General features: G+C 56.3%; 21 protein-coding genes. 14 read left to right on the top strand and 7 right to left on the bottom strand.

Features of this window, described 5'->3' with window-relative positions; translation table 11 throughout:
- Positions 1-255: DUF2061 domain-containing protein (locus Q4577_RS17725; RefSeq protein WP_303471264.1), on the top strand; the 255-nt coding region annotated here is incomplete at its 5' end.
- Positions 256-299: 44 nt separating this feature from the next.
- Here Q4577_RS17725 and Q4577_RS17720 read toward each other — a convergent pair.
- The 4 genes from Q4577_RS17720 to Q4577_RS17705 form a co-directional block, all read right to left on the bottom strand.
- Positions 300-1043, bottom strand: coding sequence for a sulfite exporter TauE/SafE family protein (locus tag Q4577_RS17720; RefSeq protein ID WP_303471261.1), 744 nt, complete (start codon positions 1041-1043; stop codon positions 300-302).
- Positions 1036-2307 (bottom strand): M20/M25/M40 family metallo-hydrolase, encoded by a 1272-nt coding sequence (locus Q4577_RS17715; protein WP_303471258.1) that lies wholly within the window; start codon positions 2305-2307, stop codon positions 1036-1038. Before Q4577_RS17715 ends, Q4577_RS17720 begins: the two co-directional genes overlap by 8 nt.
- A 2-nt stretch (positions 2308-2309) precedes the next feature.
- Entirely contained in the window at positions 2310-4679 is a 2370-nt protein-coding gene (locus tag Q4577_RS17710) for a TRAP transporter fused permease subunit (RefSeq protein WP_303471255.1), read from the bottom strand.
- Between the two features lie 80 nt (positions 4680-4759).
- On the bottom strand, positions 4760-5746 hold the full coding sequence (locus Q4577_RS17705) for a TAXI family TRAP transporter solute-binding subunit (RefSeq protein WP_303471253.1): 987 nt from the start codon (positions 5744-5746) through the stop codon (positions 4760-4762).
- Positions 5747-5860: 114 nt separating this feature from the next.
- On the opposite strand from Q4577_RS17705, the gene Q4577_RS17700 reads away from it, so the two are divergent.
- From Q4577_RS17700 to Q4577_RS17660, 9 genes are all read left to right on the top strand, one after another.
- Complete coding sequence (locus tag Q4577_RS17700) at positions 5861-6757, top strand: LysR family transcriptional regulator (RefSeq protein ID WP_303471251.1); 897 nt, start codon at positions 5861-5863, stop codon at positions 6755-6757.
- Positions 6758-7501: 744 nt separating this feature from the next.
- Positions 7502-8491: a TRAP transporter substrate-binding protein DctP gene (gene dctP / locus Q4577_RS17695; protein WP_303471248.1), complete on the top strand. Its 990-nt coding sequence runs from the start codon at positions 7502-7504 to the stop codon at positions 8489-8491.
- A 58-nt stretch (positions 8492-8549) separates the two neighbouring features.
- A complete protein-coding gene (locus tag Q4577_RS17690; RefSeq protein ID WP_303471245.1) occupies positions 8550-9134 on the top strand; it encodes a TRAP transporter small permease in 585 nt (194 codons plus the stop codon).
- Entirely contained in the window at positions 9131-10420 is a 1290-nt protein-coding gene (locus tag Q4577_RS17685) for a TRAP transporter large permease (RefSeq protein WP_303471243.1), read from the top strand. Before Q4577_RS17690 ends, Q4577_RS17685 begins: the two co-directional genes overlap by 4 nt.
- A gap of 15 nt (positions 10421-10435) precedes the next feature.
- On the top strand, positions 10436-11689 hold the full coding sequence (locus Q4577_RS17680; protein ID WP_303471240.1) for a sarcosine oxidase subunit beta family protein: 1254 nt from the start codon (positions 10436-10438) through the stop codon (positions 11687-11689).
- A gap of 13 nt (positions 11690-11702) precedes the next feature.
- On the top strand, positions 11703-11969 hold the full coding sequence (locus Q4577_RS17675) for a sarcosine oxidase subunit delta (protein ID WP_303471238.1): 267 nt from the start codon (positions 11703-11705) through the stop codon (positions 11967-11969).
- Positions 11966-14758, top strand: a complete 2793-nt coding sequence (locus Q4577_RS17670; RefSeq protein ID WP_303471236.1) for a 2Fe-2S iron-sulfur cluster-binding protein — start codon at positions 11966-11968, stop codon at positions 14756-14758. The genes Q4577_RS17675 and Q4577_RS17670 overlap by 4 nt, the downstream gene beginning before the upstream one ends.
- Entirely contained in the window at positions 14751-15359 is a 609-nt protein-coding gene (locus tag Q4577_RS17665) for a hypothetical protein (RefSeq protein WP_303471233.1), read from the top strand. Before Q4577_RS17670 ends, Q4577_RS17665 begins: the two co-directional genes overlap by 8 nt.
- Before the next feature lie 28 nt (positions 15360-15387).
- Positions 15388-16077 (top strand): TetR/AcrR family transcriptional regulator, encoded by a 690-nt coding sequence (locus Q4577_RS17660; protein ID WP_303471231.1) that lies wholly within the window; start codon positions 15388-15390, stop codon positions 16075-16077.
- On the opposite strand, the gene Q4577_RS17655 is transcribed toward Q4577_RS17660, so the two are convergent.
- Entirely contained in the window at positions 16074-16553 is a 480-nt protein-coding gene (locus tag Q4577_RS17655; RefSeq protein ID WP_303471229.1) for an Lrp/AsnC family transcriptional regulator, read from the bottom strand. The two genes, Q4577_RS17660 and Q4577_RS17655, sit on opposite strands and share 4 nt — an antisense overlap.
- 94 nt (positions 16554-16647) lie before the next feature.
- Here Q4577_RS17655 and Q4577_RS17650 point away from each other — a divergent pair, with 94 nt between their 5' ends.
- From Q4577_RS17650 to Q4577_RS17635, 4 genes are read left to right on the top strand one after another with little or no spacing between them, the layout of a single operon-like run.
- Positions 16648-17850, top strand: coding sequence for a methionine gamma-lyase (locus Q4577_RS17650; protein WP_303471226.1), 1203 nt, complete (start codon positions 16648-16650; stop codon positions 17848-17850).
- 24 nt (positions 17851-17874) lie between these two features.
- Positions 17875-19191: a PLP-dependent aspartate aminotransferase family protein gene (locus Q4577_RS17645; protein WP_303471223.1), complete on the top strand. Its 1317-nt coding sequence runs from the start codon at positions 17875-17877 to the stop codon at positions 19189-19191.
- Positions 19191-19742, top strand: coding sequence for an OsmC family protein (locus Q4577_RS17640; RefSeq protein ID WP_303471220.1), 552 nt, complete (start codon positions 19191-19193; stop codon positions 19740-19742). Before Q4577_RS17645 ends, Q4577_RS17640 begins: the two co-directional genes overlap by 1 nt.
- 21 nt (positions 19743-19763) lie before the next feature.
- Entirely contained in the window at positions 19764-22145 is a 2382-nt protein-coding gene (locus tag Q4577_RS17635; protein ID WP_303471217.1) for a 1-deoxy-D-xylulose-5-phosphate synthase N-terminal domain-containing protein, read from the top strand.
- A gap of 571 nt (positions 22146-22716) precedes the next feature.
- Here Q4577_RS17635 and Q4577_RS17630 read toward each other — a convergent pair.
- Positions 22717-23103 carry a DUF4440 domain-containing protein gene (locus Q4577_RS17630; RefSeq protein ID WP_244689245.1) on the bottom strand — a complete coding sequence of 129 codons (387 nt, stop codon included), beginning with the start codon at positions 23101-23103 and terminating at the stop codon, positions 22717-22719.
- Positions 23104-23107: 4 nt separating this feature from the next.
- The gene (locus Q4577_RS17625) at positions 23108-23416 is read right to left on the bottom strand and encodes a hypothetical protein (protein WP_303471213.1); all 309 of its coding nucleotides are present in this window, start codon (positions 23414-23416) and stop codon (positions 23108-23110) included.
- Between the last annotated feature and the right edge of the window lie 65 nt (positions 23417-23481).

Below are 23481 nucleotides of genomic sequence, written 5' to 3'. Positions count from 1 at the left end.
GGAAGCCGAATACCCAGATTCAACCTGCAGACTCTCATTATGAATGAGGGACCAGCAGGGGGCAGGTCAGCGCTGAATGCCATCACTTGGCAGATCACCGGTTTCGGTTTGATGTCGCTTGTCGGCTGGTTCTTTCCCGGCTCTTTAACGGCAGGCGGGGGAATTGCGTTCGTCGGGACTTTGATTGGTTTTGTGTCATATTTCGTACACGATCTTTGCTGGTCCAGAGTGTCCTGGAGCAGGCACCAGAACTGAGCTGCTTTGCCGTTGATGCCGGTGAAACTTGGCGAAACTACGCTTTATCCTTGCAGCCAGAAGGCTACCGTCATCCCGAGTCCGATAACGATGACGATTTTCCGGATCAGCGCCACCGACATTTTCCGCGCGATCCGCGCACCCACATATCCGCCGATGGTTGCCGCCAACATCATGATGACCGCATGTTTCAGGAACACGATCCCCGCCAGCAGGAAGGTCACAACCGATGCCGCAGACAAAATAAACGATAGCGCGTTCTTGAGCCCGTTCATCAAATTGATGTCGCGAAACCCCAGCCCCGAAAACAGGGCCAACAGGACAATTCCCAACCCGCCGTTAAAATACCCGCCATAGGTTGTCACAGCCAGCGTAGCGGCGGTTTTCCCGATTGTTGAACGCCCCCTTTCGGGGCGCATCCAGCTGCGTATCTTTTGGTCAAATGCAAAGAGCACCGTAGCAAAAAGCAACAGCCACGGCACAACAAAGCTAAAAATCTCTGACGGGGTAACCAACAGGAGCAACGCGCCGGCAATGCCTCCGACAATTGAAAGCCCCAGAAAATACGCGAGCTCCCTTCTGTCGATGGTTTTGATTTCCGGCAGGAAGCCAAGCGCGCCACTGAGATACCCGGGAAAGACCGCAACCGTGCTGGTGGCATTCGCCGCGATTGGCGGAACCCCGACAAAGACCAATGCCGGAAAGGTCAAGAAACTGCCGCCCCCTGCCACCGCATTCAATACGCCTGCGAAAAATGCCGCGACGGCAATAACTGTCAGGTCAAACATTCTGGGTCAAAAAGTCGTAGGCTGAAAACGCAAATATATCGACCAGCGTGTGAAGTTCTTTGATCATGATGTGTTCGTCCGGTGCCCCCAGATTATACGGCGTTAGCCCGCAGACCACGGTAGGCACATCCGCATAGCGATACAATCGCGCATCAGAGGCCCCTACCCGCATCGTCACCGCAGGTTCCTGCCCCAAAATCCTGGTGCAATTTGCCCGCAATGTTTCAATGACCGGATGATCCGGCGCAGTCCAGGTTGCTTCGAACCGGCGGGTTATTTCAAGCGTGACACCATCAACTTCTGCGCAAATACGTTGCATCTGCGCTTCGATGTCAGCGACGCTCACGCCGATGGGCAGGCGGACATCGCATGTAAATTCCGCACGATCCGCCACAAGGTTTGGCAACCGTCCGCCCGTGAATGTGCCGAACGTCACGGTCACGCTCTTAAGAACCCGGGTTTCGCCCTCCCCCGAGATCGCTTCGGATTTTTCAGACCAGCGGTCGATGAACGGGATCACATTGTTGCTGCTGTCGTCGGTCGGAAACTCCCGCAGGGACTTCATCGCGTCCATCACGGTGGTGAGCTTTTCAATGGCGCTGTCCCCTTTGTGGACATGCGCGGCATGTGTTGATTTTCCGGTTGCCGTGACCTTGGCCCAGACCATTCCCTTTTCACCGAAACGCAATACATCGGGCGATCCGACATCGCCGCAAATCATTGCGTCCCCCTTTGCATGAGGGACGGTATCAAGAAGGAATTGGGTGCCCCTGAGGCCCATGGATTCCTCATCCCCTGCAAAAGTACAGACAATTTCACCGGCAAAATCCGCGCCAGTTTCTGCCATGCATTTCAGGGCCAAAAGGCTTGCCGCGATGCCCCCTTTCATGTCGGAAATGCCCAGACCAAAGGCTTTGTCATCCACAACTTCGCCTTCGGGTTTGCGTGTCCATCCCGTCAGGTCGCCAACGGGAAACGTATCCATATGGCCGTTGAAAATCAGCCGCTTGCCCGGCGCATTGCCCGGCAAACGCAAAACAAGATTGTGAATCGGTTCTTCGGAAATATGCCGTTCAATTTCCACACCGGAAATCGTAGCCGCAAAGGCTTCGATGGCATCCGCAACACCGCGCACGTCGCCTTCGGGCTGGGGGCTTTTGATCCGCACCAAACTTAGGGCAAGGTCCAGAACCTCCTCGCGGTGCTGGCCCAACCATATCTCGATCCTCTCCCGAGTGGTCGCATCAATCTGAGTTATCGTCATTTTCAGGCCCCTACCAGCTGATGTTCATTGGTTTTCAATCGGCGGCGCTGCATCACAATGGTTGCAAGATAGGCCAGTAGACCGAAGATATAGATAATCTCTTTTGGCATCCGGCCGGATTGTTCCAAACCGACTGCGGTGACGTAATCTCCCCATGTGATACCCAACTTTTCTGCAGGCCCGTTGAACGAGAGGTCAGAGACGCTGAAGCGTCCGTCTTCCTCAACGCTCAGGCTCAGGCCCGTCGCCTGTAACAGATTGTCCGAAGATTCAGCCGCGGTAGCCGTAAACAACTTGTAGCGGTCCCCGTATTCGGTTTCGCGCGTGACATAGAGGCGGATCTTTTGACCTGCATAAACCGGTGTCCCCTGGGCAAACACCTGTTCCAACGGCGCGTCACTATAGGCCGGACTAAACCGGTCCAGCACAAAACCCGGGCGGAACAGGCTGACCACAACAAAGACCAGCAACAATGCCTCAACCAGTTTCAGGCGCACGAACATCCATTGCAGGGTGAGCGATGAAAACGCGAAGATCGCTATTAGCGACACCACAAAAACAAGGATCGCGTGCCAGACGCTTTCGACCCCGACAAGCAGCAGTTCAGGGTTGAAAATGAACACAACAGGCAGGATCGCCGTGCGGATCGCGTATTTGAAAGACTGCACCCCGGTTTTCATCGGGTCGGCGCCGGATATGGCAGAGGCAGCAAAAGCTGCAAGGCAGACCGGTGGCGTTGCGTCAGCCATCAGCCCGAAATAAAAGACGTAAAGATGCACGGCGATCAACGGCAGGACGAGGCCCGAAGCATTGCCAAGCTCGACCATGACGCCAGCCATCAACGAGGCGACGACGATGTAGTTTGCCGTCGTTGGCAGACCCATCCCGAGGACAATGCTGACCACGGCGACCAGACCCAGCAGGATATAGATGTTCCCCTGGCTCAGCGCTTCGACGATGCCCAGCATGGCGTTGTTCAAGCCGGTTGACGACACGATCCCCACGATAATGCCCGCGGCCCCGACTGCCGCCGTGACGCCTGTCATGGATTTGGCCCCTGCCACCAGAGAATAGAATACAATGATCGCGCCGGAGCGGATCCCTTTGAACACCGACAACCCGTGTTGGCGCGCCAGAATGATCTGCTGGGCCACGATGATCCCGGCCATCATCATGATGGACCAGAAAACCGCGCTGCCCGGGCTCCAGCGTTTGACCAGCAATAGATAGACCAGCAGGCCAATGGGAATAAGGAAATAGGCCCCTTCCCGCATCGTTTTTCCCATCGCGGGAAGGTCCGCTTTGGGCAGGCCGACCAAGCCCATTTTCAGGCTTTCAAGATGCGAGATGTAAAACAGGGAAAGATAGGCAATGACGGCCGGTATCATCGCGTGAACGATCACATCATAATAAGAAATGCCGATAAATTCCGCGATGATGAAGGCCGAGGCCCCCATGATTGGTGGCATCAGCTGACCGTTGATTGAGGCCGATACTTCGATGGCCCCTGCCTTATCGCCGGGAAAACCGGTTTTCTTCATCACCGGAATCGTAAAGGCCCCCGTGGTCACTGTGTTGGCGATGGAGGAGCCGGAAATCATGCCCGTCATGCCAGATGCCAGAATTGCCGCTTTCGCGGGACCGCCACGATATTTACCAACAGCCGCGAAAGACAAATCCAGAAAAAACTTGCCCGCGCCGGCGGTATCCATGAACGCGCCAAACAAAACGAAAAGAAACACATAGCTCAGGGACACGGCGATCGGGATGCCAAAGACCGCTTCACTTGTCAGCCAATTGTACCCGACAAGGCGCGAAACCGAGACCCCGCGATGCGAAATAATGTCCGGCATATAAGGACCGAACAGCGCGTAAATCATGAACACGCCACACACGATCACCAGCGGCAGCCCGACACCACGACGCGTCGCTTCCAGCAGCAATCCCATCCCGACGGCAGATATCAGAACCTCGATCGGGATGCTGAAACCCAGAAAATCAATGCTCAGTAATATGCCCGCGCGAAGAACAATTCCGTCATATCCAAAATACACGTAAAGCGCGCTTGCCGCAGCGATACCTGCCAGTACCAAACTGATCCACGATTTACCGGGACTATCTTCTTCAAATTTGGTGGGGAATAGCAGAAAACAAAGGAATAATCCGAATGCAAGATGGATGCCTCGGGCAGGGAGATCGACGAAAATACCCCAACCCAACGTATAGGGCAGCGGTGACGCAACCCAGAGCTGATAAAGCGACCAAAGTGCAGCAAAGGCGATGAACGTCTTTGGCCAGGGACCAAAATAGTTTTGCTGCTCTACTTTCAGCGCCTCATCTACGGCGGCCTGTTGCAGTGTTTTCTGGGTCATGGGGGTTTCCGGACGTTAAGGGAAATGCCCCTGCCCAATCGGGCAGAGGCCAGCCTGTATCTCGCAACGGAGAGACGTCGCTACTCGATCCAGCCTTTTTCGCGGTAGTACCGTGCTGCCCCTTCATGAAGAGGTGCGGAGTTCCCGTTATGGATCATGCTTTCCGGTGTGAGGTTGGCAAAGGCAGGGTGAAGGCCGCGAAAATCATCCAGGTTTTCAAACACCGCACGCACCACTTCATAGACCACTTCGGGGTCGACATCTTCATGGCTGACGATCGTGGCGTAGCCCCCAAACGTGGTCACATCGCCTTTCTGCGATGAATAAACACCTGCCGGAATTTCCGTCTTTGCATAGAACGGGCGCTCGTCGATCAATGCTTGTTCCACCTCTGTGTCCAGACTGACGATCTGCGCACCGCACCCTTCGGTTGCGACTGCCACACCAGAGTTGGGAACACCCACAACATAAGTGAAAGCATCAATATTGCCGTCGCAAAGCGCATTGGCATGCTCGGAAGAGGTCATCTCAGTCACCAGCCCAAAGAAGTCCTTGTCGGTGCCATACCGCTGCATCAGCAGCTCTGTGGTGCCACGCTGGCCTGAACCGGGATTGCCGATATTCAGCCGCTTACCTTCCAGATCCATCCAGGAATTGATGCCGGAATCTGCAGCAACAATCAGTTGGAAAGGTTCGGGGTGAACGGAAAACACGGCTCTGAAACCTTCGTCGTTTACGACTTTGTCGGACTCACCTTTGACCGCAAAGTGCTGCCAGTCAGATTGTGAGACGCCGAATTCAAATTCGCCCTGCGAAATCTGGGCCAGGTTATAGGTAGACCCGTTGCTGGACGGGGCCGCACAGCGATAGCCATGCTGCCGGCCTTCTTTGCGACCCTCGGCAGCTTCTTTATGGATCATGCGACAAATCGCGTTACCGGCGACGAAATAGACCCCTGTAGGGCCGCCGGTTCCGATTGTGATGAATTTGGTTTCCGCTTGCACGGACGCTGTCGCGCCCAATGACATCAAGGCAGAAACTGCACCAGCTGTCAGATATTTCTTCATGAAGGTCCCCTTGGCGATCTTTTTTTGATTCCAGATCAGGGTACGAGAAGAAATTACATCATTTCCAATAATTTTACTTCTTGTCTCTATAAGACTTAGTTATAGCGTGGGGCCATGCAGATCCGAGAGATTGAATGTTTTCAGGCGATCATGACGGCGGGAACCATGACCCGGGCATCGCAGATGCTTGGCATTTCTCAACCTGCCGTCAGCAACACCATCGCGACTCTGGAACACCGGCTCGGCTTTAAACTGTTCCTGCGAAAATCCGGCCGCCTCCAGCCCACACCAGAGGCGTTGATTTTCAACGAAGATGCACAGCGGTTGCTGGAAGCAGTCGTGCGCACCAACGAGGCCGCGCTCAGATTGCGCCATGGCGAACGTGGGCACCTGACGATTTCCGCCTTCCCTGGCGTTTCGATCCGGCTACTTCCAAAGATTATCGGTCGCTTCCTCAAAACCCGCGAGGACATCAAAGTCCGGCTGTTGTCACGCAGCTCCCACATTGTGATCGAACAGCTACCCAGCCAGCTGTTCGACATTGCAATCGCCGAACGCCCCTCTCAGTTCGTCGGAGTCGATGCAGAAACATTCTCCTATGAATGTCGCTGCGTCCTTGCCAAGGATCACCCGCTTGCGACCCATGAGGTTTTGACACCCGAATTGCTAGACGGGGCACCCTTCGCCGCGTTGTTCCGCGATCATATGACAACCTACCAGCTGCGACAGGCCTTTACCGCCGCACAAGCCGTTTGGAATGTGACGTTTGAGGCCCAATATTTTTCGTCCTTGATTGAATATGTAAGATCGGGCAGTGCCGTCGCTCTGATTGACCCGGTCAACAGTCAAGGTTTTACAGACGGGCTGGTGGTGAGGCCGTTCAAGCCAGCGGTGCAATATCAAATTGGAGTACTGACTCCCCAAGACAAACCTCTGTCCAAGGTGGCCACTCAATTTCTTGAACACCTCCGCGTCGAACTGCGGAAACAGGGCAGCGCTTGGTCCGATTAACCCATGCCGTGAATGCATGGCTGCCCTGCCAATTTTGAAGTTCTCATTCAAACAGGCCTCTCCTATGTGGCGGCTAACGCAACAACTTGAATCTTGGGAACACTGCAATGACCAACAACCTGAAAATCGCCGCTCAAGCTTCTGTTCTGATTTCCTTGACGATCGCTGTCGTGGCTTTGAACGTTTCATTGCTAGTACTGTAAGCACAGAAGTTAACTGTGCTGTCCCTGAGGGGATAGCGCTACAGAAAAGGCAGGTTACTGATCGTAACCTGCCTTTTCTGTTTCCAGGGCTCGACTGCCTTTCTTCCAAGAACCAGAACACCAACGCGACGGACCTTGGATGAGCGTTCAACTTCCGCTTTTCCTCTGCCGCAACGTCTTCCTGCACCGGCAATAGCGCCTCATTTCGCGCCTCCGATTCTCTTTTTGGCATGCTGTCTTCTTTGGCTGAAGATGGAAGAAACCGGCACGGTAGGCCAGCCCGAACCCGCGAACCGGGAAATCTCATAGCCCCTGTGAAAAACGACCATCGCGCGCGCGGGCTGTCGCAAAATCAATGCCTTAGCCAATCATGGGAAACGCGCTTGCCTAAGTTTTCCGCGCCTCTCCCGCTATAAATCGCCATTGCGCAAACAATTCCTTGCCAGTTGAGCAAATGGGATCCTATTCTTGACCATAGGCATACCTATGTAAAAGGCGCGCCAAAAGATCAAAGCAAAAAACCAACAGGAGGATCAGATACATGTCATTCACGTCCCGTATCACCATGCTAACCACCACAGCCGCCTTGCTGGCATCCGCAGCAGCAGCCGACACACGCCTGCGCATCGCCGGCACCGTTCCCGCAGAGCATTTTGGCAACGCAGTGCTTGAACAGATGGCAAAGGACATCGAAGACGCGGGCGTTGGCCTTGACGTCAAATATTTCCCCGCCGGCCAGCTTGGCTCTGGCGAAGAATTGCTCGAAAGCGCCATCCGGGGCGAAGTGCAGATGGTTCACGCAACCGTCTATGCGCAAAAGGATGCCCGACTGGAAATCAACAGCCTGCCCTTCATGGTCACCACCAAAGAAGAGCTTGATGCCGTCTATGGCGATCAGAATTCCGAATATAACAAAATTCTGGGCGAAATCCTGACATCCTTTGGCATCCAGCCGCTCGGAACCATTGGCGAAGGGTTGATCGGGATGATCGCAACCCAACGTCCGGCGGACCCGACAAAGATTGGCAGCCAGGGCATGAATGTCCGCGCATGGTCTTCGCAAATCGCAAAGCAGACGATGGAAGAGCTTGGCTATAATGTGACAACGCTCAACTGGGCAGAAGTCTTTCCTGCCGTACAGGCAGGCACCATTGACGGCGCGATCTGCTGCACACCCGAATGGGCGTACACCACCTTTGCGGCTAGCGGGGTCGGCAACACATATGTACCCTACAACGCCTTCATCGAAAGCACGATGATCTATGCCAACAAGAAATTCTACGACGGGCTGACAGAAGAACAGCGCGCAGTGGTTGATAAAGAAACCACCGAAGCCGCTGCTGAAATCAGTAAACTGGCATGGGAACGCAGCCAGGGCTTTATGGATCAACTGAAAGAAGCTGATTGGGAAATCGTCGAGTTTTCCCAGGAAGAGCGTGACGCCATCAAAGCGCATATTCAGGCAACAGTTTGGCCCAATGTGGCCGACGTCGTCGGGCAGGACATTCTTGATCGTTTGACCGCCAACTGAAGCCTTGTGAAGCAGGCCATGCTCCCCGGCCTGCTTCACCCATTCCGGAGCGGACCCCGTGATACAACTTGCCGATCATCTGCCCCCAAAGGTCGGGGCAACCGTAAAAAGCCTGTTGAAGATCAAATCAGCCTTTCTGATCTTGTCGACCTTCATTCTGGCGCTGACCTTTTTCTTGGTTGTTGTTTTTCGCTACATTCTGGAAAGCGATCTGTTCGCTTATGAGGAATGGTTGCTGCCCATGTGTTTTTGGCTGTTCTTTCTAGGAAGCGCCATTGGCACTTACGACGACACCCAGATCAAGGCGGATATCCTCGAAGAGTGGTTCAAGAACCCGCGCACGATCTGGTTGCGGCGGGTCATTCTGACGGCGATCGAGCTGGTTATCACAATCTTCCTTGTCTACTGGGGCGTTCTGATGCTGCGGGATGAAATCGTGTCCTACCCGCAATGGCAGACCACAATTGCACTGCGCATTCCCTTCTTTGTCCCGCGTCTGGGTATTTTCATGGGCCTTGTGTTCATGGCGCTCTACAGCGCGCTTCACCTCTACGTGCTACTGAAACTCGGCGTTGATGCCTTTGCCAAACAGCTTGAGGCAAACGCCGAAGAACAGCGCATCCAAAGGGAGGCCGATCTATGATTATCGCTTTATCTGTCGTGCTGGTCTGTGTGCTGCTTTTTGCAGGCATTTCCGTGCCGCTGGCCTTTGGCGGGGTGCTGATATTTCTGGCCTATACGGGCGGTCATGATGTGTCCGGTTTCCTGCCAACGGGCCATTGGAAGCTGAACACGGTTGTGATCCTCGTGATCCCGCTGTTTATCCTTGCGGGCGACATCATGAAGAACGGCCGCATTGCCGCGCCAATTGTTGATCTTGCCGAAATGCTGCTGGGTCGTATTCGCGGGGGCCTTTCGGGGGCCTCTGTTGTTGCCAGTGCGATGTTCGGTGCGATTTCAGGCAGTGGCGCTGCCACGTTGACCTGTATCGGCGCAGTAATGATGCCGCATCTTCGCCGCGCAAATTACCCCGAAGGATTTTCGGCCGCGCTTTTGGTAGCAGCAAGCCCCCTCGGCCTACTTATTCCACCCAGTTCGGCGCAGCTGATCTATGCATGGCTCACCCAGCAATCCGTGCTGAAATGTTTCCTGGCAACCGTTGTGCCCGGCATTATCGTGGCGTCGCTTCTGGTTGTAATCAATCTCATCATGATGCGTAAACAGACAGGGATCATCCTGCCGGTGCATCAGGAACAATTCGTCAAAGCCTTCAGCAAGAAAACCCTTGTGGCCTTTCCTGCGCTTATGATGCCGATCATTATTCTGGGCGGCATCTATGGCGGGATCATGACGCCAACAGAAGCCGCCGGTGTCGCGGTTATCTATGCCATCCCGATCGGGTTCTTTGTCTACAAAGGGCTGAACTGGAAGATCTTTATGGAAACTCTCAAAGAGTCATCCGTGACCATCGGTGTGGTCATGGTGATGATCTTTATGGTGCTGATCGTCAGCCGTTTTCTTATCTTTGAAGACATCCCCGGACTGGCAGAAGAACTGATTTTCTCAATTTCGAAAAACCCGATTGTGGTGTTGTTGATGATCAACCTGACCATGATCCTGATCGGTATGATCATGGATGACTTCAGCGGATTGATCCTGAGTGCGACATTGCTGTTGCCTATTGCCAAAAGCGTGGGCGTGGACCCTATCCATTTCGCGGCGATCCTCGGGGTGAACCTTGGGATGGGGAACATCACGCCCCCCACTGCGCCCCTGTTGTTTCTTGGTGCGCGGGTAACCGGTGCGCCGGTGCAGAAAATGCTTGGCCCGACCATGATCTTTATCATCTTCGCATGGCTGCCAACGCTTGCCTTGACCACCTTCGTGCCCGGTGTGGCGCTGTGGCTCCCCGACCTGTTGCTCGGCTAATAGATAGAGGAACTGATGACACGACACTTTTCAGCATTCAGCGTTCTGAAAGAAGGTCTTAAGGGGCATACGGGCTGGGCACCGCTCTGGCGCAGCCCGACCCCGAAAGCCGAGTATGACGTGGTGATCGTCGGCGGTGGCGGGCATGGGTTGGCCACCGCCTATTACCTCGCCAAAAACCACGGGGTGAAACGCGTTGCCGTCATTGAAAAAGGATGGCTTGGCGGCGGGAACACAGGGCGCAATACCACTGTTATCCGCTCAAACTACTTCTATCCCGAAAGCACCGATCTCTATGATTTATCCGTGCGGCTGTATGAAGGCCTGTCGCGCGACATCAACTACAATGTGATGTTCTCGCAGCGCGGGATGATGGTGCTGTCCCATTCCGAAGCGGAGATGGAGATTGCCGCCAGAACCGTGAATGCCATGAAGCTGAATGGTGCGGATGCGGAACTTTTGGACATTAAGGATGTCAAAAAGAAAGCACCGATCCTGAACTATCGTGACGATGCGCGCTATCCGATCCACGGTGCCATCTGGCAAGGGCGCGGCGGCACAGGGCGCCACGATGCGGTCGCATGGGGTTATGCCCGTGCTGCAGATCGTTATGGCGTTGATATTATCCAGAACTGCGAGGTCACGGGTTTTGTCATCGAAGGCGGGCAATGCAAAGGCGTGGAAACAACCCAGGGGGTGATCCGCGCAGGGCGCGTCGGTGTCGCAACAGCGGGGCATTCTTCCGTTCTGGCACAGATGGGCGGATACAAACTGCCGCTGGAATCCTATGCGCTGCAAGCCTTCGTCACCGAAGCGATCAAGCCGGTGATGGATACGGTTGCTTTCTCGCCGATGACAGGAAGCTACTTTAGCCAATCCGACAAAGGCGGGCTGGTGATCGGTGGCGGGCTGGACCGTATCCCTTCTTATGCACAGCGGGGCAACACGCCGGTTCAAGAGGCCGTGCTTGGGGGCATCATCGACATGGCCCCTGCCCTCGCCAAGGTCAAACTCCTGCGCCACTGGGCCGGGATTGTGGATGTCAGCCCCGATAGCTCTCCGCTGATCGGCCCATCGGGCACCGACGGCATTTTCGTCAACTGCGGCTGGGGAACCGGCGGGTTCAAGGCGATTCCCGCAGGCGGCTATCTGTTTGCGCATTTGCTGGCCAATGGTGCCCACCACGACATCAGCCGCCCCTTCGATCCCGACCGGTTCCGGCGCGGCCAACTGATTGATGAGGCTGCCGGTTCCGGCATCGCCCACTGACAAAGAGACAAGAATGCAAATATTTCCTTGCCCCTTTTGCGGCCCGCGCGACGAACGCGAATTCCATTTCGCGGGCGAAGCCGGAAAAACCCGCCCCGACACGACGAAGGACATCAGCGATGGTGACTGGGCGGACTACCTCTTTCTTGCAGAGAACCCCAAAGGCGCATCCAGCGAAATCTGGGTGCACACGACCTGTCAGGAATACTTCGTCATGACCCGCGACACCGCGACCATGGAAGTCCTGGACACAACCCAGATGAGAAAGGAAAACGCATGAGCGGACGGCGCATCACCCGCACTGGGCTTGTCGATCGCAGCAAGGCGATTTCTTTCAGCTACGATGGTCAATCCTACACCGGTTTCGAAGGCGACACGGTTGCCTCGGCGCTGCTGGCGTCAGGGGTGCGTATCCTTGGCCGCAGTTTCAAATATCACCGCCCCCGCAGCGTTTGGGGCGCATGGTTTGATGATCCCAACGCGATTGTTGATATCCGCGTGGGCGATGTGTCCTTTCCCAACTGTCAGGCGACCACAACCCGCCTTGCAGAAGGGATGCGGGTGCGCTCTGTCAACGCATGGCCAACGGCACAGAATGATGTGAAAGGCGTGCTTGATCTGGCACAGCGGTTTTTGCCCGCAGGTTTCTACTACAAGATGTTCATGTGGCCCAACTGGCACCTGTTTGAACCCGCGATCCGCAAACTGGCCGGTCTTGGCACGCTCAGCGACGAGGTGCAGGAGAATTTCCAGTCGCTGATCATGCACGATACTTGCGAAACGCTTGTGGTCGGCGGCGGTGTCGCCGGTCTGGCAGCAGCATCGGCCGCGTCCGAAGCCGGACAATCCGTTCTGCTGATCGACGACCACGCAGATTTCGGCGGCAGTGTTTACCGCAACGGCGAAACGCTCGGGCAACCCGCGGATGAGTGGGTTGCAGAGAAGTTAAACGCGATCCAAAAAGCAGGAGGCCGGGTTCTGGCGAACACGACAGCCACCGGTATTTACGATCACAATGCGGTTTCTGTGGTGACGGAACGCGGCCTTGGCACCGCGCCCGTCGTGCGCAAGCTGCGCCCGCGAAAGTTGATTCTTGCGACAGGGGCCATAGACCGGCCTGTGACCTTTGCCAACAACGACCGCCCCGGCGTTATGTCGTTGGAAGCGGGCGCAGAGTATCTTGCCCGATATGGCGTTCTGGTTGGCAAGGAAATCGCAGTTCTGACAAACCGACCAGAGGCCGAGACGCTCTCAAACGTCTTGGGCGATGCCGGGGCCAATGTCACCTTGCTGGATGCGTCGGGCAAAAAGGCTGAGGCCATCGGCTCCAAAACCCTCAAAGGCCTTCGGCTGAACGGGCAGTTGCACAGCTGCGATACCATCCTTGCCTCTGCCGGTCTGACGCCGGTCATCCACCTGTGGCGTCATGCAGGGGGCAAGCTGGACTGGGACGCGGGGCGACAGACCTTTGTGCCCTCCACTGGCCCTGATTGGATGCAGGTGATCGGTGCCGCCAACGGTACATTTGATCTGACCGCCACACTGGAAGAAGCCCAAAGCGCCGCATTGGATACACCCGCCCCGCCGCGCGCGGCCTATGACATACCGGCCATGCTACCGGAGGCATTCGGCTCCAAACGCCAGTGGGTCGATTTCCAACATGATGTGACCCTCAAGGACATCACGCTGGCGCACCGCGAAAACATGGTCTCGGTCGAGCATCTCAAACGCTACACGACCCTTGGCATGGCGGGCGATCAGGGCAAGACCTCAAATATTGCGGGCCTTTCAGCGATGGCCGAACTGAAGGGTCAGTCCATTCCCGAAGTCGGAACAACCACATTCCGCCCGCCCTTTGTGCCGGTGCCGCTTGAGGCCTATTGTGGTGCCAAGCGCAATCGCCAGCTGGCACCGCTGAAACGGTTGGCCCTGGAACCCGAACACCGCGCGCTTGACGCTGCATTGGGCGAATACGGCGGCTGGCTGCGCCCCGCGTGGTATGGCGGTCCGGACGAGGCAACCGCCGTTGCCCGCGAGCACAAAACAGCACGCGACGCTGCCGCGATCATGGATGGTTCCGCCCTTGGCACAATCGAAGTCATCGGGCCGGATGCCCGCGCTTTCGTCAATTTCGTCTATTACAATACGATGTCGAACCTGAAATCCGGGCGTATCCGCTATGGGTTCATGCTGACGGAATCGGGATTGGTTTTTGATGACGGGGTTATGGCCTGTGTCGATGACACAAGGTTCATCATTTCCTGTTCGTCCTCTCATGCGGATGCGGTTATGGCGCATCTGGAAAACTGGCGACAAGACAGCTTTGATCCTGACCGTGTCCATATCCATGACGCCACGCAAAACTGGTCAACGGTCACCGTGGCAGGCCCCAAGGCAAAGCAGATCGTAACCGAATTGGGGGTTCTGGAAACACTGGATGATTTTCCGCATATGTCGTTGAAATTCGGCACATTTCAGGGCCAGGAAGCACGCGTAGCGCGTGTAAGCTTTACAGGGGATACAAGTTACGAAGTATCCGTTCGCAGCACGCTCGTCGCGGCGCTTTGGAAACAAACCATCCGCATCGGCAAGCCACTCGGTGCCGGTCCTGTCGGGGCGGAGGCGCTGACCATCCTTCGGGCCGAAAAAGGGTATATCCTTGTTGGTAAAGATACCGACGGGGAAACCATGCCACACGATCTTGGCTTCGCTGCGCCGCGCCTCAAGAAATCAGCGGCATTTGTTGGCGACCGTAGCCTGCACACAGAAAACGCCAATCGAAGCGACCGCAAGCAACTGGTGGGTCTGGGCGTTGACGCGGGTCATGCCCCATTGCCGGTTGGCGCTCATATTGTTGCGGATGCCAAAGGCAAGAAAAAGTCCCTTGGTTATGTCACGACCAGCCATGACAGCCCGGCGATTGGCAAACCTGTGGCGCTCGCATTGATGAGCGGCGGAATGGACGCCGTCGGACAAACAGTAACTGTTTGGCATATGGGAAAATCGTGGCAGGCCACGGTGGAATCCTCCTGTGCATTTGACCAAGAAGGAACACGAATAGATGCGTGACGATCGAAACAGATGGCCCCCCCTTCAGGGTGACGGGCGCGCGCCGCTCTTTGGTCAGGGGGTTCAGGCCCAGGTTATCAAGCTGCAGCAGCAGACCGTCATTAGTGGTGCCTTCAATGATTGCCTTTCGGCATGCGGCCTTGATACCGCAGCCGGAAGTGGGCCGGATATTGCAACCGGAGACACCTACGCGGTCCGCCAAAGGCGTGACCGCATCGTCGTTGTTAATGGTCCCGCTTTGACCGATGGCTGGAACGACAAACACAACGTTGCCGTTTCGGACATGACAGCGGCCTATTGCGTGATCTCCCTTTTGGGACCAAACGCAGAGCGGGTGATCGCGACCGGAACGGAATTTGACAGCAACCTGCCCTCTCCCTCAGTCTCGCGGCTATGGCACGGGTTCGGCATATTACTTTATCAACACGAGAAGCCGAACAACTACCGGATCCACATCCGCTCTGCGCATCTGGAATCGCTGTGGGAAATGCTGGCCCGCCAGATTTCTGCGCTTGTTGGTCTTTTGGACAAGCCCGCTGCATATGCTGATCTGGAGCAGAAACGAACTGGCACCAAACGTGAAAATGCAAGAGTAAGTTAAAGAGCCAAACAAATGAACGGACAGTAGATTGAGCGAAAAGAAGAGAGCCCCGAAGGCAGGTTCGATCTCTGCCGAAGACTGGATCGCCCAAGCGCGGAACATGATTATCAAACGTGGAATATCCGCGGTCAAAATTGAACCGATAGCGCGTAAGCTGGGCGTGACTCCGGGAAGCTTCTACTGGCATTTCAAAAACCGGGATGCGCTTTATCGGGCTTTGCTTAAGGAATGGCTGGCGACCAATGTTCATCCCTTTCTGGATGTACTTGAAGAAGCCGCAGATGATCCCAAAGCGCAATATCTTGCCCTCGCCTATGTCTGGGTTCTAAGCCCGCAGTTCGACGCGCAATTTGATGTTGCTATTCGCGAATGGGGCAAGACATCAAAGCTGGCCGCGCGCACCCTGCGGTTTATCGATCGCAAACGTATCTCGCTTTATCAATGGGTTTTCGAGGGTTTTGGACACGACCCGATGTCGGCCTTGGTCAGAGCGCGCACGATGTATTATCATCAGATCGGCTATTTCACGATGCGCATTGACGAAGCACCGGTCGATCGCCTGCTCCAGATTCCGCATTACGCAGAAATCATCGCGGGCGACAGCTGGCTGAAAGAGCTGACCACGGCTGACGAGATCAAACACGCATTGGCGAATTTCCCTCGAAGAGAGCGTCTGACGGATCGTATCGCACGCCGCCGTATCGGCGGGTTCGGTTAAGCTTCGATTTCGGGAAAGACATGGGCGTGTTTGACCACCCCATATACAAAGCTCGTGTCGATTGACCTGATGTGGCCGATCTTGTGCAGACGCTGTCTGACAAAACGTTCGTAGTCTTCAAGATCTGATGCAACAACGCGCAGCAAATAATCCGCAGCACCAGTCATAACATAGCATTCCAATACTTCGGGAATGCTGCGCACTTCTGCCTCGAATTGACCAACGATATCACCCGTGTGACCATCAAGCGCAACCCGCACAAAGATCGTAACAGGAAGCCCGTAAGCGGCCGGATCCACGTCCACGCTATAGCCCTGGATCACCTTGTTCTTTTCAAGATTGCGCAGCCGGCGCAGGCAGGGTGAGGGCGACAGGTTCACGCTTTCAGCCAGCTCCAGATTCGTCATTCGACCATTCTTTTGCAGGGCGCGGATCATTTTGCGATCTGTGCGGTCAATTTTCGGATGTTTTGGCATATTATTCCAAATTCACTTCTCACAGGGGTCACCTTAGCAACCAAATGCCCGCTGACCTATCCCAATCTACCCTTAGCTAAGGAGAGTGGTGAGAATGAAAAACGAGACTGCTGGCTTTTCCACACGCGCGATCCACCATGGATACGACGCCCGTGAACACCAAGGCGCGTTGAACCCGCCGGTCTATATGACATCGACGTTCACCTTTGAAACGGCCCAGGCCGGCGGACAGATGTTTGCAGGTGAACAGGAAGGGCATTTTTACAGCCGCATTTCCAACCCGACCCTCGACCAGCTTGAAAAGCGTATTGCGAACCTCGAAGGGGCCGAAGCCGGCCTTGCAACTGCGTCAGGCATGGGGGCGATTAGTTCGGTCTTCTGGACCTTCATTGAAGCGGGTGACGAAGTCATCATCGACAAGACCCTTTATGGCTGCACCTTTGCCTTCCTTAGCCATGGCCTGACCAGGTTCAACGTGACGGTCAAACCGGTTGATATGACGGACCCAGCGAACCTTGAGGCGGCGATTTCCCCCCGTACCAAGATCGTGTATTTCGAAACACCGGCCAATCCCAACAACCGCCTTGTCGATATCGCTGCGGTCTCTGCGATCGCGCATTCGGCCGGCGCGCGTGTCATCGTCGATAACACCTATGCCACACCGGTCCTGACCCGCCCGCTGGAACATGGCGCGGATATCGTGCTGCACTCCGCAACCAAATACCTTGGGGGGCACGGCGATCTGGTGGCGGGGCTGATTGTCGGATCCGCCGAAGATATGCAGCAGGTGCGGCTTGTTGGTCTGAAGGACATGACCGGCGCGGTGATGGCACCGCTGACGGCGATGCTCATCTTGCGGGGCCTCAAAACGCTCGAGCTGCGCGTGGAGCGCCATTGCCAGTCCGCCCGCAAAGTCGCCGAAGCCTTGCTGGCGCATCCGGCCGTGTTGAATGTCTCATATCCGGGGCTCGACTCCTTTCCGCAGGCGGCACTTGCCCGCAGGCAGATGTCGGATTTCGGCGGCATGATCCCCTTTGAGGTCAAAGGCGGCAAAGCAGGTGGCATCGCTATGATGAACCGCCTGAAGCTGATCCAGCGCGCCGTCAGCCTGGGCGACGCTGAAAGCCTGATCCAGCACCCCGCCAGCATGACCCATTCCACATACTCCCCCGAAGAGCGTGCAGAACATGGCATCGCCGAAGGGTTGGTGCGTCTTTCAGTGGGTCTGGAAGCCGCTGATGACATTATCGACGATTTGATGACTGCCTTGTCCCAGCACAACGCGATTGCCGCCTGAGCCACCCCAGAACGGGAGACAAAAATGACCAAGAAACCGCTATATGGCGATGCCACCAGCCAATCATCTACCCGCCTTGCCGGCGGATGGATCAATGACCTTGACCGGTCACGAAAGTCCGGGCCATTCCTTGCGGCGCATCCGATGGGCGGCATGGGCATGTCCACCAAGGCGGTACATGCAGGCACCCATGACGATCCGCGTACCGGCGCAGTTGGCACTCCGATCTATCAAACCTCGACATTCATCTTGCATGAAGAAACCTATGGGTCGATCGAAGAAGGCTTCGGGCGCGACCGGTTTATCTACACCCGCTATGGCAACCCGTCACAATGGGCCGTGCAGGAAAAGCTTGCTGCATTGGAAGGTGCCGAAAGCGCGCTGGTGTTCAGTTCCGGCATGGCGGCGATTTCTGCAGCGGTTCTGGCCCTGGTCGACAAGGGCGCGCATGTTGTCGCGGCCAGTGACCTTTATGGCGGCACCTACAACCTGTTCAATCAGGAATTCCCGTCACTTGGCATGTCCGCAACCCTCGTTGACAGCTACGACATCCAGGCCATCGAGGCCGCAATCCAGCCCAACACCCAGATCCTGTATTTCGAGACGATCACAAATCCCGTGCTCAAGGTTGTGGACATCCCTGCCCTGGTGGACATCGCGCGTCGGCACAATCTACGCCTGATCATGGATTCGACCTTTGCCCCGCCTCCGGTGATGAAGCCGCTGGAAATGGGCGTCGATCTGGTTGTGCATTCCGCCTCGAAATACCTCAACGGCCATTCCGATCTGATTGCAGGCGTGGTCTGTGGGCCGCGCAAGCTGGTTGATATGATCTGGCCGCGCTTGTTGAACTACGGCGGCCAGCTTGACCCGCACGCGGCATTCTTGCTGGAACGGGGGATCAAGACACTCGACATCCGGATGCGCGCGCATGAACAAAGCGCAACGGCGCTGGCAAAGTTCCTTGAGACACACCCCGGCGTGGACAAGGTGCTGTACCCGATGCTGCCCAGCCACCCCGATCACGCCCGTGCCAAAGAGCTGATGAAGATGGGCACCGGCAACGTGACCTTCTTTGTCAAAGGGGGCGATCAGGCGGCACTGCGTCTTCTGGATCATCTGCATTTGCCCAAACAAGCCACAAGTCTGGGCGGCATCGAAAGCCTGATCAGCCTGCCATTCAACTCTTCACAGGCCAGCATGACCGCCCGGCAACGCGCGGACATCGGCATCCATCCCGGCTGTGTCCGGCTCTCGGTCGGCATCGAAGACGCTGACGATCTGATCGCCGATTTCGACCAGGCCCTGAACGCCGTTACAGATATGAAAGGTGCCGCATAATGCGCAACTCCATCCCCACCGCCGCCCTCAGCGAGTTCGTCAATGAAGTCGCAGCCAACCCCGAAGAAGGCCTGATGAGCTATGGTATTGAGATCGACTGGGAAAGCGGCACGCGCGCGCGCACCTCGACCAAGCCGATGTTGGTCGGGCCCCACAAGGTCAGCCGTTCCTTTGTCTGGAAGGCGGATGAACCGCGCCAGTTGATGGGCAACAATCATGGGCCAAACCCGCAGGAGCTACTGCTTTCGGGCCTCGGTTCTTGCATGATGGTGGCCTTTGTTGCCGGTGCGACAACCGAAGGCATCCAGCTTGAATCCGTGAAAATCGACTTTGACGGCACGCTGGACCTGCGTGGTTTCATGGGGCTCGGCACCAACGCGCCCGTGGGCTTCCCGGAAATCCGTTACACGATCCATGTGACCGGTGATGGCACACCCGAACAGTTTGAAGAGCTTCACAAGAAGGCCGTCAAACACAGCCCGAATGCCCAGACGATTATCAATCCTGTCTCTTTGTCAGGCGATATCGTTGTGAGCCAGATCAAAGACTAAGACCCGACCGGGAGTCCCGCCATGACCGTTTCGCGCACCCATCTGAAGACCGTAGAACAACTGTTGCTGTGGCATTCGCATTGGATGATCCACCACGCCAACCATATCCGGCCCAAGGTCGACGGGATCAAGATCGGCGGGCACCAGGCCTCGTCGGCGTCCATGGTGTCTATCATGACGGCGCTCTATTTCTCAGCCCTGCGGCCCGAAGACCGGGTGGCTGTCAAACCCCACGCGTCGCCCGTGTTTCATGCTGCGCAATACCTGATGGGCAACCAGACCCGCGAGAAGATGGAAAACTTCCGGGGTTTGGGGGGTGTGCAAAGCTATCCCTCGCGCACCAAGGATATCGATGATGTGGATTTCTCCACTGGGTCCGTTGGCCTTGGCGTGGCGATCACGTCCTTTGCCTCCATCATTCAGGACTACATCGCGGCCAAGGAGTGGGGCAAAGGCGCGCCAATGGGGCGCATGGTTGCCCTGGTTGGCGATGCGGAGCTGGATGAGGGCAACATCTATGAAGCCCTGCAAGAGGGCTGGAAGAATGACCTGCGCAACACATGGTGGATCATCGACTACAATCGTCAGTCGCTGGACGGGATCGTGCGCGAAGGGCTGTTTGAACGTATCGAAAAGATCTTTGATGCCTTCGGCTGGGATGTGGTGCGCGTCAAACATGGCGCTTTGCAACGCGCGGCCTTTGAGGAACCGGGCGGTGACAAGCTGCGCGACTGGATCGATGCCTGCCCCAATCAGGAATATTCCGCACTGACCTTCATGGGCGGCGCTGTCTGGCGCAAACGGCTTATGGATGATCTGGGCGATCAGGGAGACCTTTCATCTCTGATCGACCGCCGCAGCGATGACGAATTGGCTGCGCTAATGGAAAACCTTGGTGGGAACTGCGTCTCCACGATGGCAGACACCTTCGATGCCATTGACCACGACCGCCCGACCTGTTTTTTGGCCTACACGATCAAGGGCTGGGGCACGCCCATCGCCGGGCACAAAGACAACCACGGCGGCCTTATGAACAAAACCCAGTTCGCTGAGTGGCAAAAGCACATGGGTGTGGCCGTGGGTCAGGAATGGGACCGCCTTGCAGGCGTGAAGGACGTCGCGGCGATTGAGGCCTTCCTCAAAGATGTTTCCTTTTTCGCCGACGGACCGCGCCGTTTCAACGATGCCAAGGTTGCCGTTCCTGCAATCGACTTCAGCAGCGACCGCGAAATCTCCACTCAGGCTGCCTTCGGTAAGATCCTTGATGATCTGTCCAAGGGCGACAGCGATTTGGCCGCACGGATCGTGACCACATCGCCGGATGTGACGGGCACGACTGGCTTGGCGTCCTGGGTCAATCGTCGCAAGCTGTTTGCACGCGCGGAACAGGCGGACGCCTTCATCGAACACCGCATCCCTTCCACGGCGAAATGGGCCTTCACACCGGAAGGACAGCATATCGAGCTTGGCATCGCCGAAATGAACCTGTTCCTGCTTTTAGGGGCCGCAGGTTTGTCTCATTCGCTCTTTGGCAAGCGCCTTTTGCCCATCGGCACGGTTTATGACCCGTTCGTGCATCGTGGTCTCGATGCGCTGAACTATGCCTGTTACCAGGACGCGCGGTTCATGATCGTGGGCACGCCTTCGGGCGTAACGCTTGCGCCCGAAGGCGGTGCGCACCAGTCCATCGGAACACCACTGACCGGCATGAGTCAGGATGGTCTCGCGAGCTTTGAGCCGGCCTTTGCTGATGAACTGGCCGTGATCATGGAATGGGCCTTTGACTATATGCAGCGCGACGGCGAAGGCGATCCGGATGAGCGCACATGGCTTAGGGATGAGACCGGCGGCAGCATCTATCTACGCCTGACGACAAACCCGATTGAGCAGCCTGGCAAACGTCACGACGATGCCTTCCGGCAAGGTGCCATTGATGGGGCCTACTGGCTGCGCAAACCCGGGCCGAACTGCGAAGTTGTGATAGCCTATCAGGGTGCGGTGGCCTCTGAAGCGATCAAGGCGGCGGGAATGATCGGCGAAGGACGACGCGACATTGGCGTTCTGGCCGTGACCTCGGCAGACAGGTTGAATGCAGGTTGGACGGCTGCGCAACGCGCGCGGTCGCGGGGTAACTACCGGGCAAAGTCACATATCGAAACACTTATGGGAGACCTACCCCCTCACTGCAAGATCGTCTCGGCGATTGATGGCCATCCTGCGACACTAGCCTGGCTGGGTGGAGTGGCCGGTCATCAGACCATTTCACTGGGTGTGGAGCACTTTGGTCAAACCGGGACAATCGGCGATCTCTACAAACATCACGGGATTGATGCCGCCTCCATCGTGGAGAAAGTACAAGGGCTGACGGACGGTCGCCATATCCAGATTTCCGCGGCTGTTTAAGCGCGCCTACATCATTGCCTGTTGGCCTAGGGGAAAGGGGGGCTGTTTGAACCGCGCTGGGTTTGCCGGTGGCTCCAACTCTTGAGTAGGATGGAGAATCATGAGCAAGACAACGAACAAGTATTCCTCCAAAGTCCGCGAACGCGCTGTTTGTGAACAGGCGTGCAATTTTGAGCTCTGACTCAGAGTCGATGCACTTTGCTGATTGTGATGCGGTGACGGGGCGGGCCCTGAGCAGATCGATGTTCGCGCGACCATACATCTGCCCATTCGACCATGGTTCTCGCAAGGCGGCGGCAACGGCGGCGTAGTCACGCCGGAGCCCGAACTCTGCGCAGAAACGTGTCTTTGCTCACCGGCAACACAAGCCGTCTTGCAAGCGCCTGCGCGGGGCGTCCACCAAGAGCCAGGCCGCGGTGACGCACCAGCCCCTGAGGGCGCGACCTGCGCCGCGAATGCGGCCGGGTCACGTCTGGCGGAAAACGCTCCGCAAATATCTTGGCTGGGCAATGCAGAGCACGACAGCGAAAGCGACGATAGGCGCAGCGCCATTGGCGCGATCAGTGGAGCCTTAGGTCGGGCCGTTGTTGTCCATGTCGAGGAACATCTTCCACGCGCCCGTTTCATCGCGTTTGTAGCCAAGTACCAACCGGCCTTCGGGGCTTTTGACCTCGCCGGAATCGCGCATTTTCATCGTGCCGTAGAAGCGACCGGACACGATGACGGTATCGCCATAGTCCTGAAGTTCTTCGATATCATAGCCCGAGGTGATTTCAGCGGCTGCGATGCGCGGGCTGTACTTGTCGCGAATGGCTTGCGTGCCAACTGTGACAGGCTGGCGTTCGTTGATGGTCATAACGTCCGGATGGCAGGACGCCACCATGCGCTCGATGTCCCCGCTGTCGAGGCCATTGTTCCACTCATTAATTGCGGCTTGGATTTCGTCACGTACAGTCATTGTCTTACTCCGATGGTTTGGGTTGATAGGCAGTGAAGAATTGGCCAACGACGATTTCTTCGATTTGACCAAGGAAAGCCTGGGTCGCAGGACGTTTGGCGAACTCCGGCGTCACCCGCTTGGCTGTCTCGTGATCTGGAAATGTGAAGATGTCTGCATAGAGGGTTTTGCGAGATTCATCTGTCGTCACCAAGGTTTCCCATGATGTCACGCCATCAAGGGCGACAAAGTCTTTGCGGGCAGCTTCGCGGATCGCATCGACTTGTGGGTCATCTTTCATCTTGAGAATGAAAATCTCGGTGATCTGCGCCATTGGTTTGTCCTCGTTTTGTGTCTTGCTGAGAACTTATGACGCTGCTACCGTAAGGATAACCCACC

It is taken from the genome of Marinovum sp. 2_MG-2023, from assembly GCF_030548265.1.
Lineage (GTDB): Bacteria > Pseudomonadota > Alphaproteobacteria > Rhodobacterales > Rhodobacteraceae > Marinovum.
Note: the sequence above shows the minus strand (reverse complement) of the source record. Positions and strands in the feature narration are given on the sequence as shown.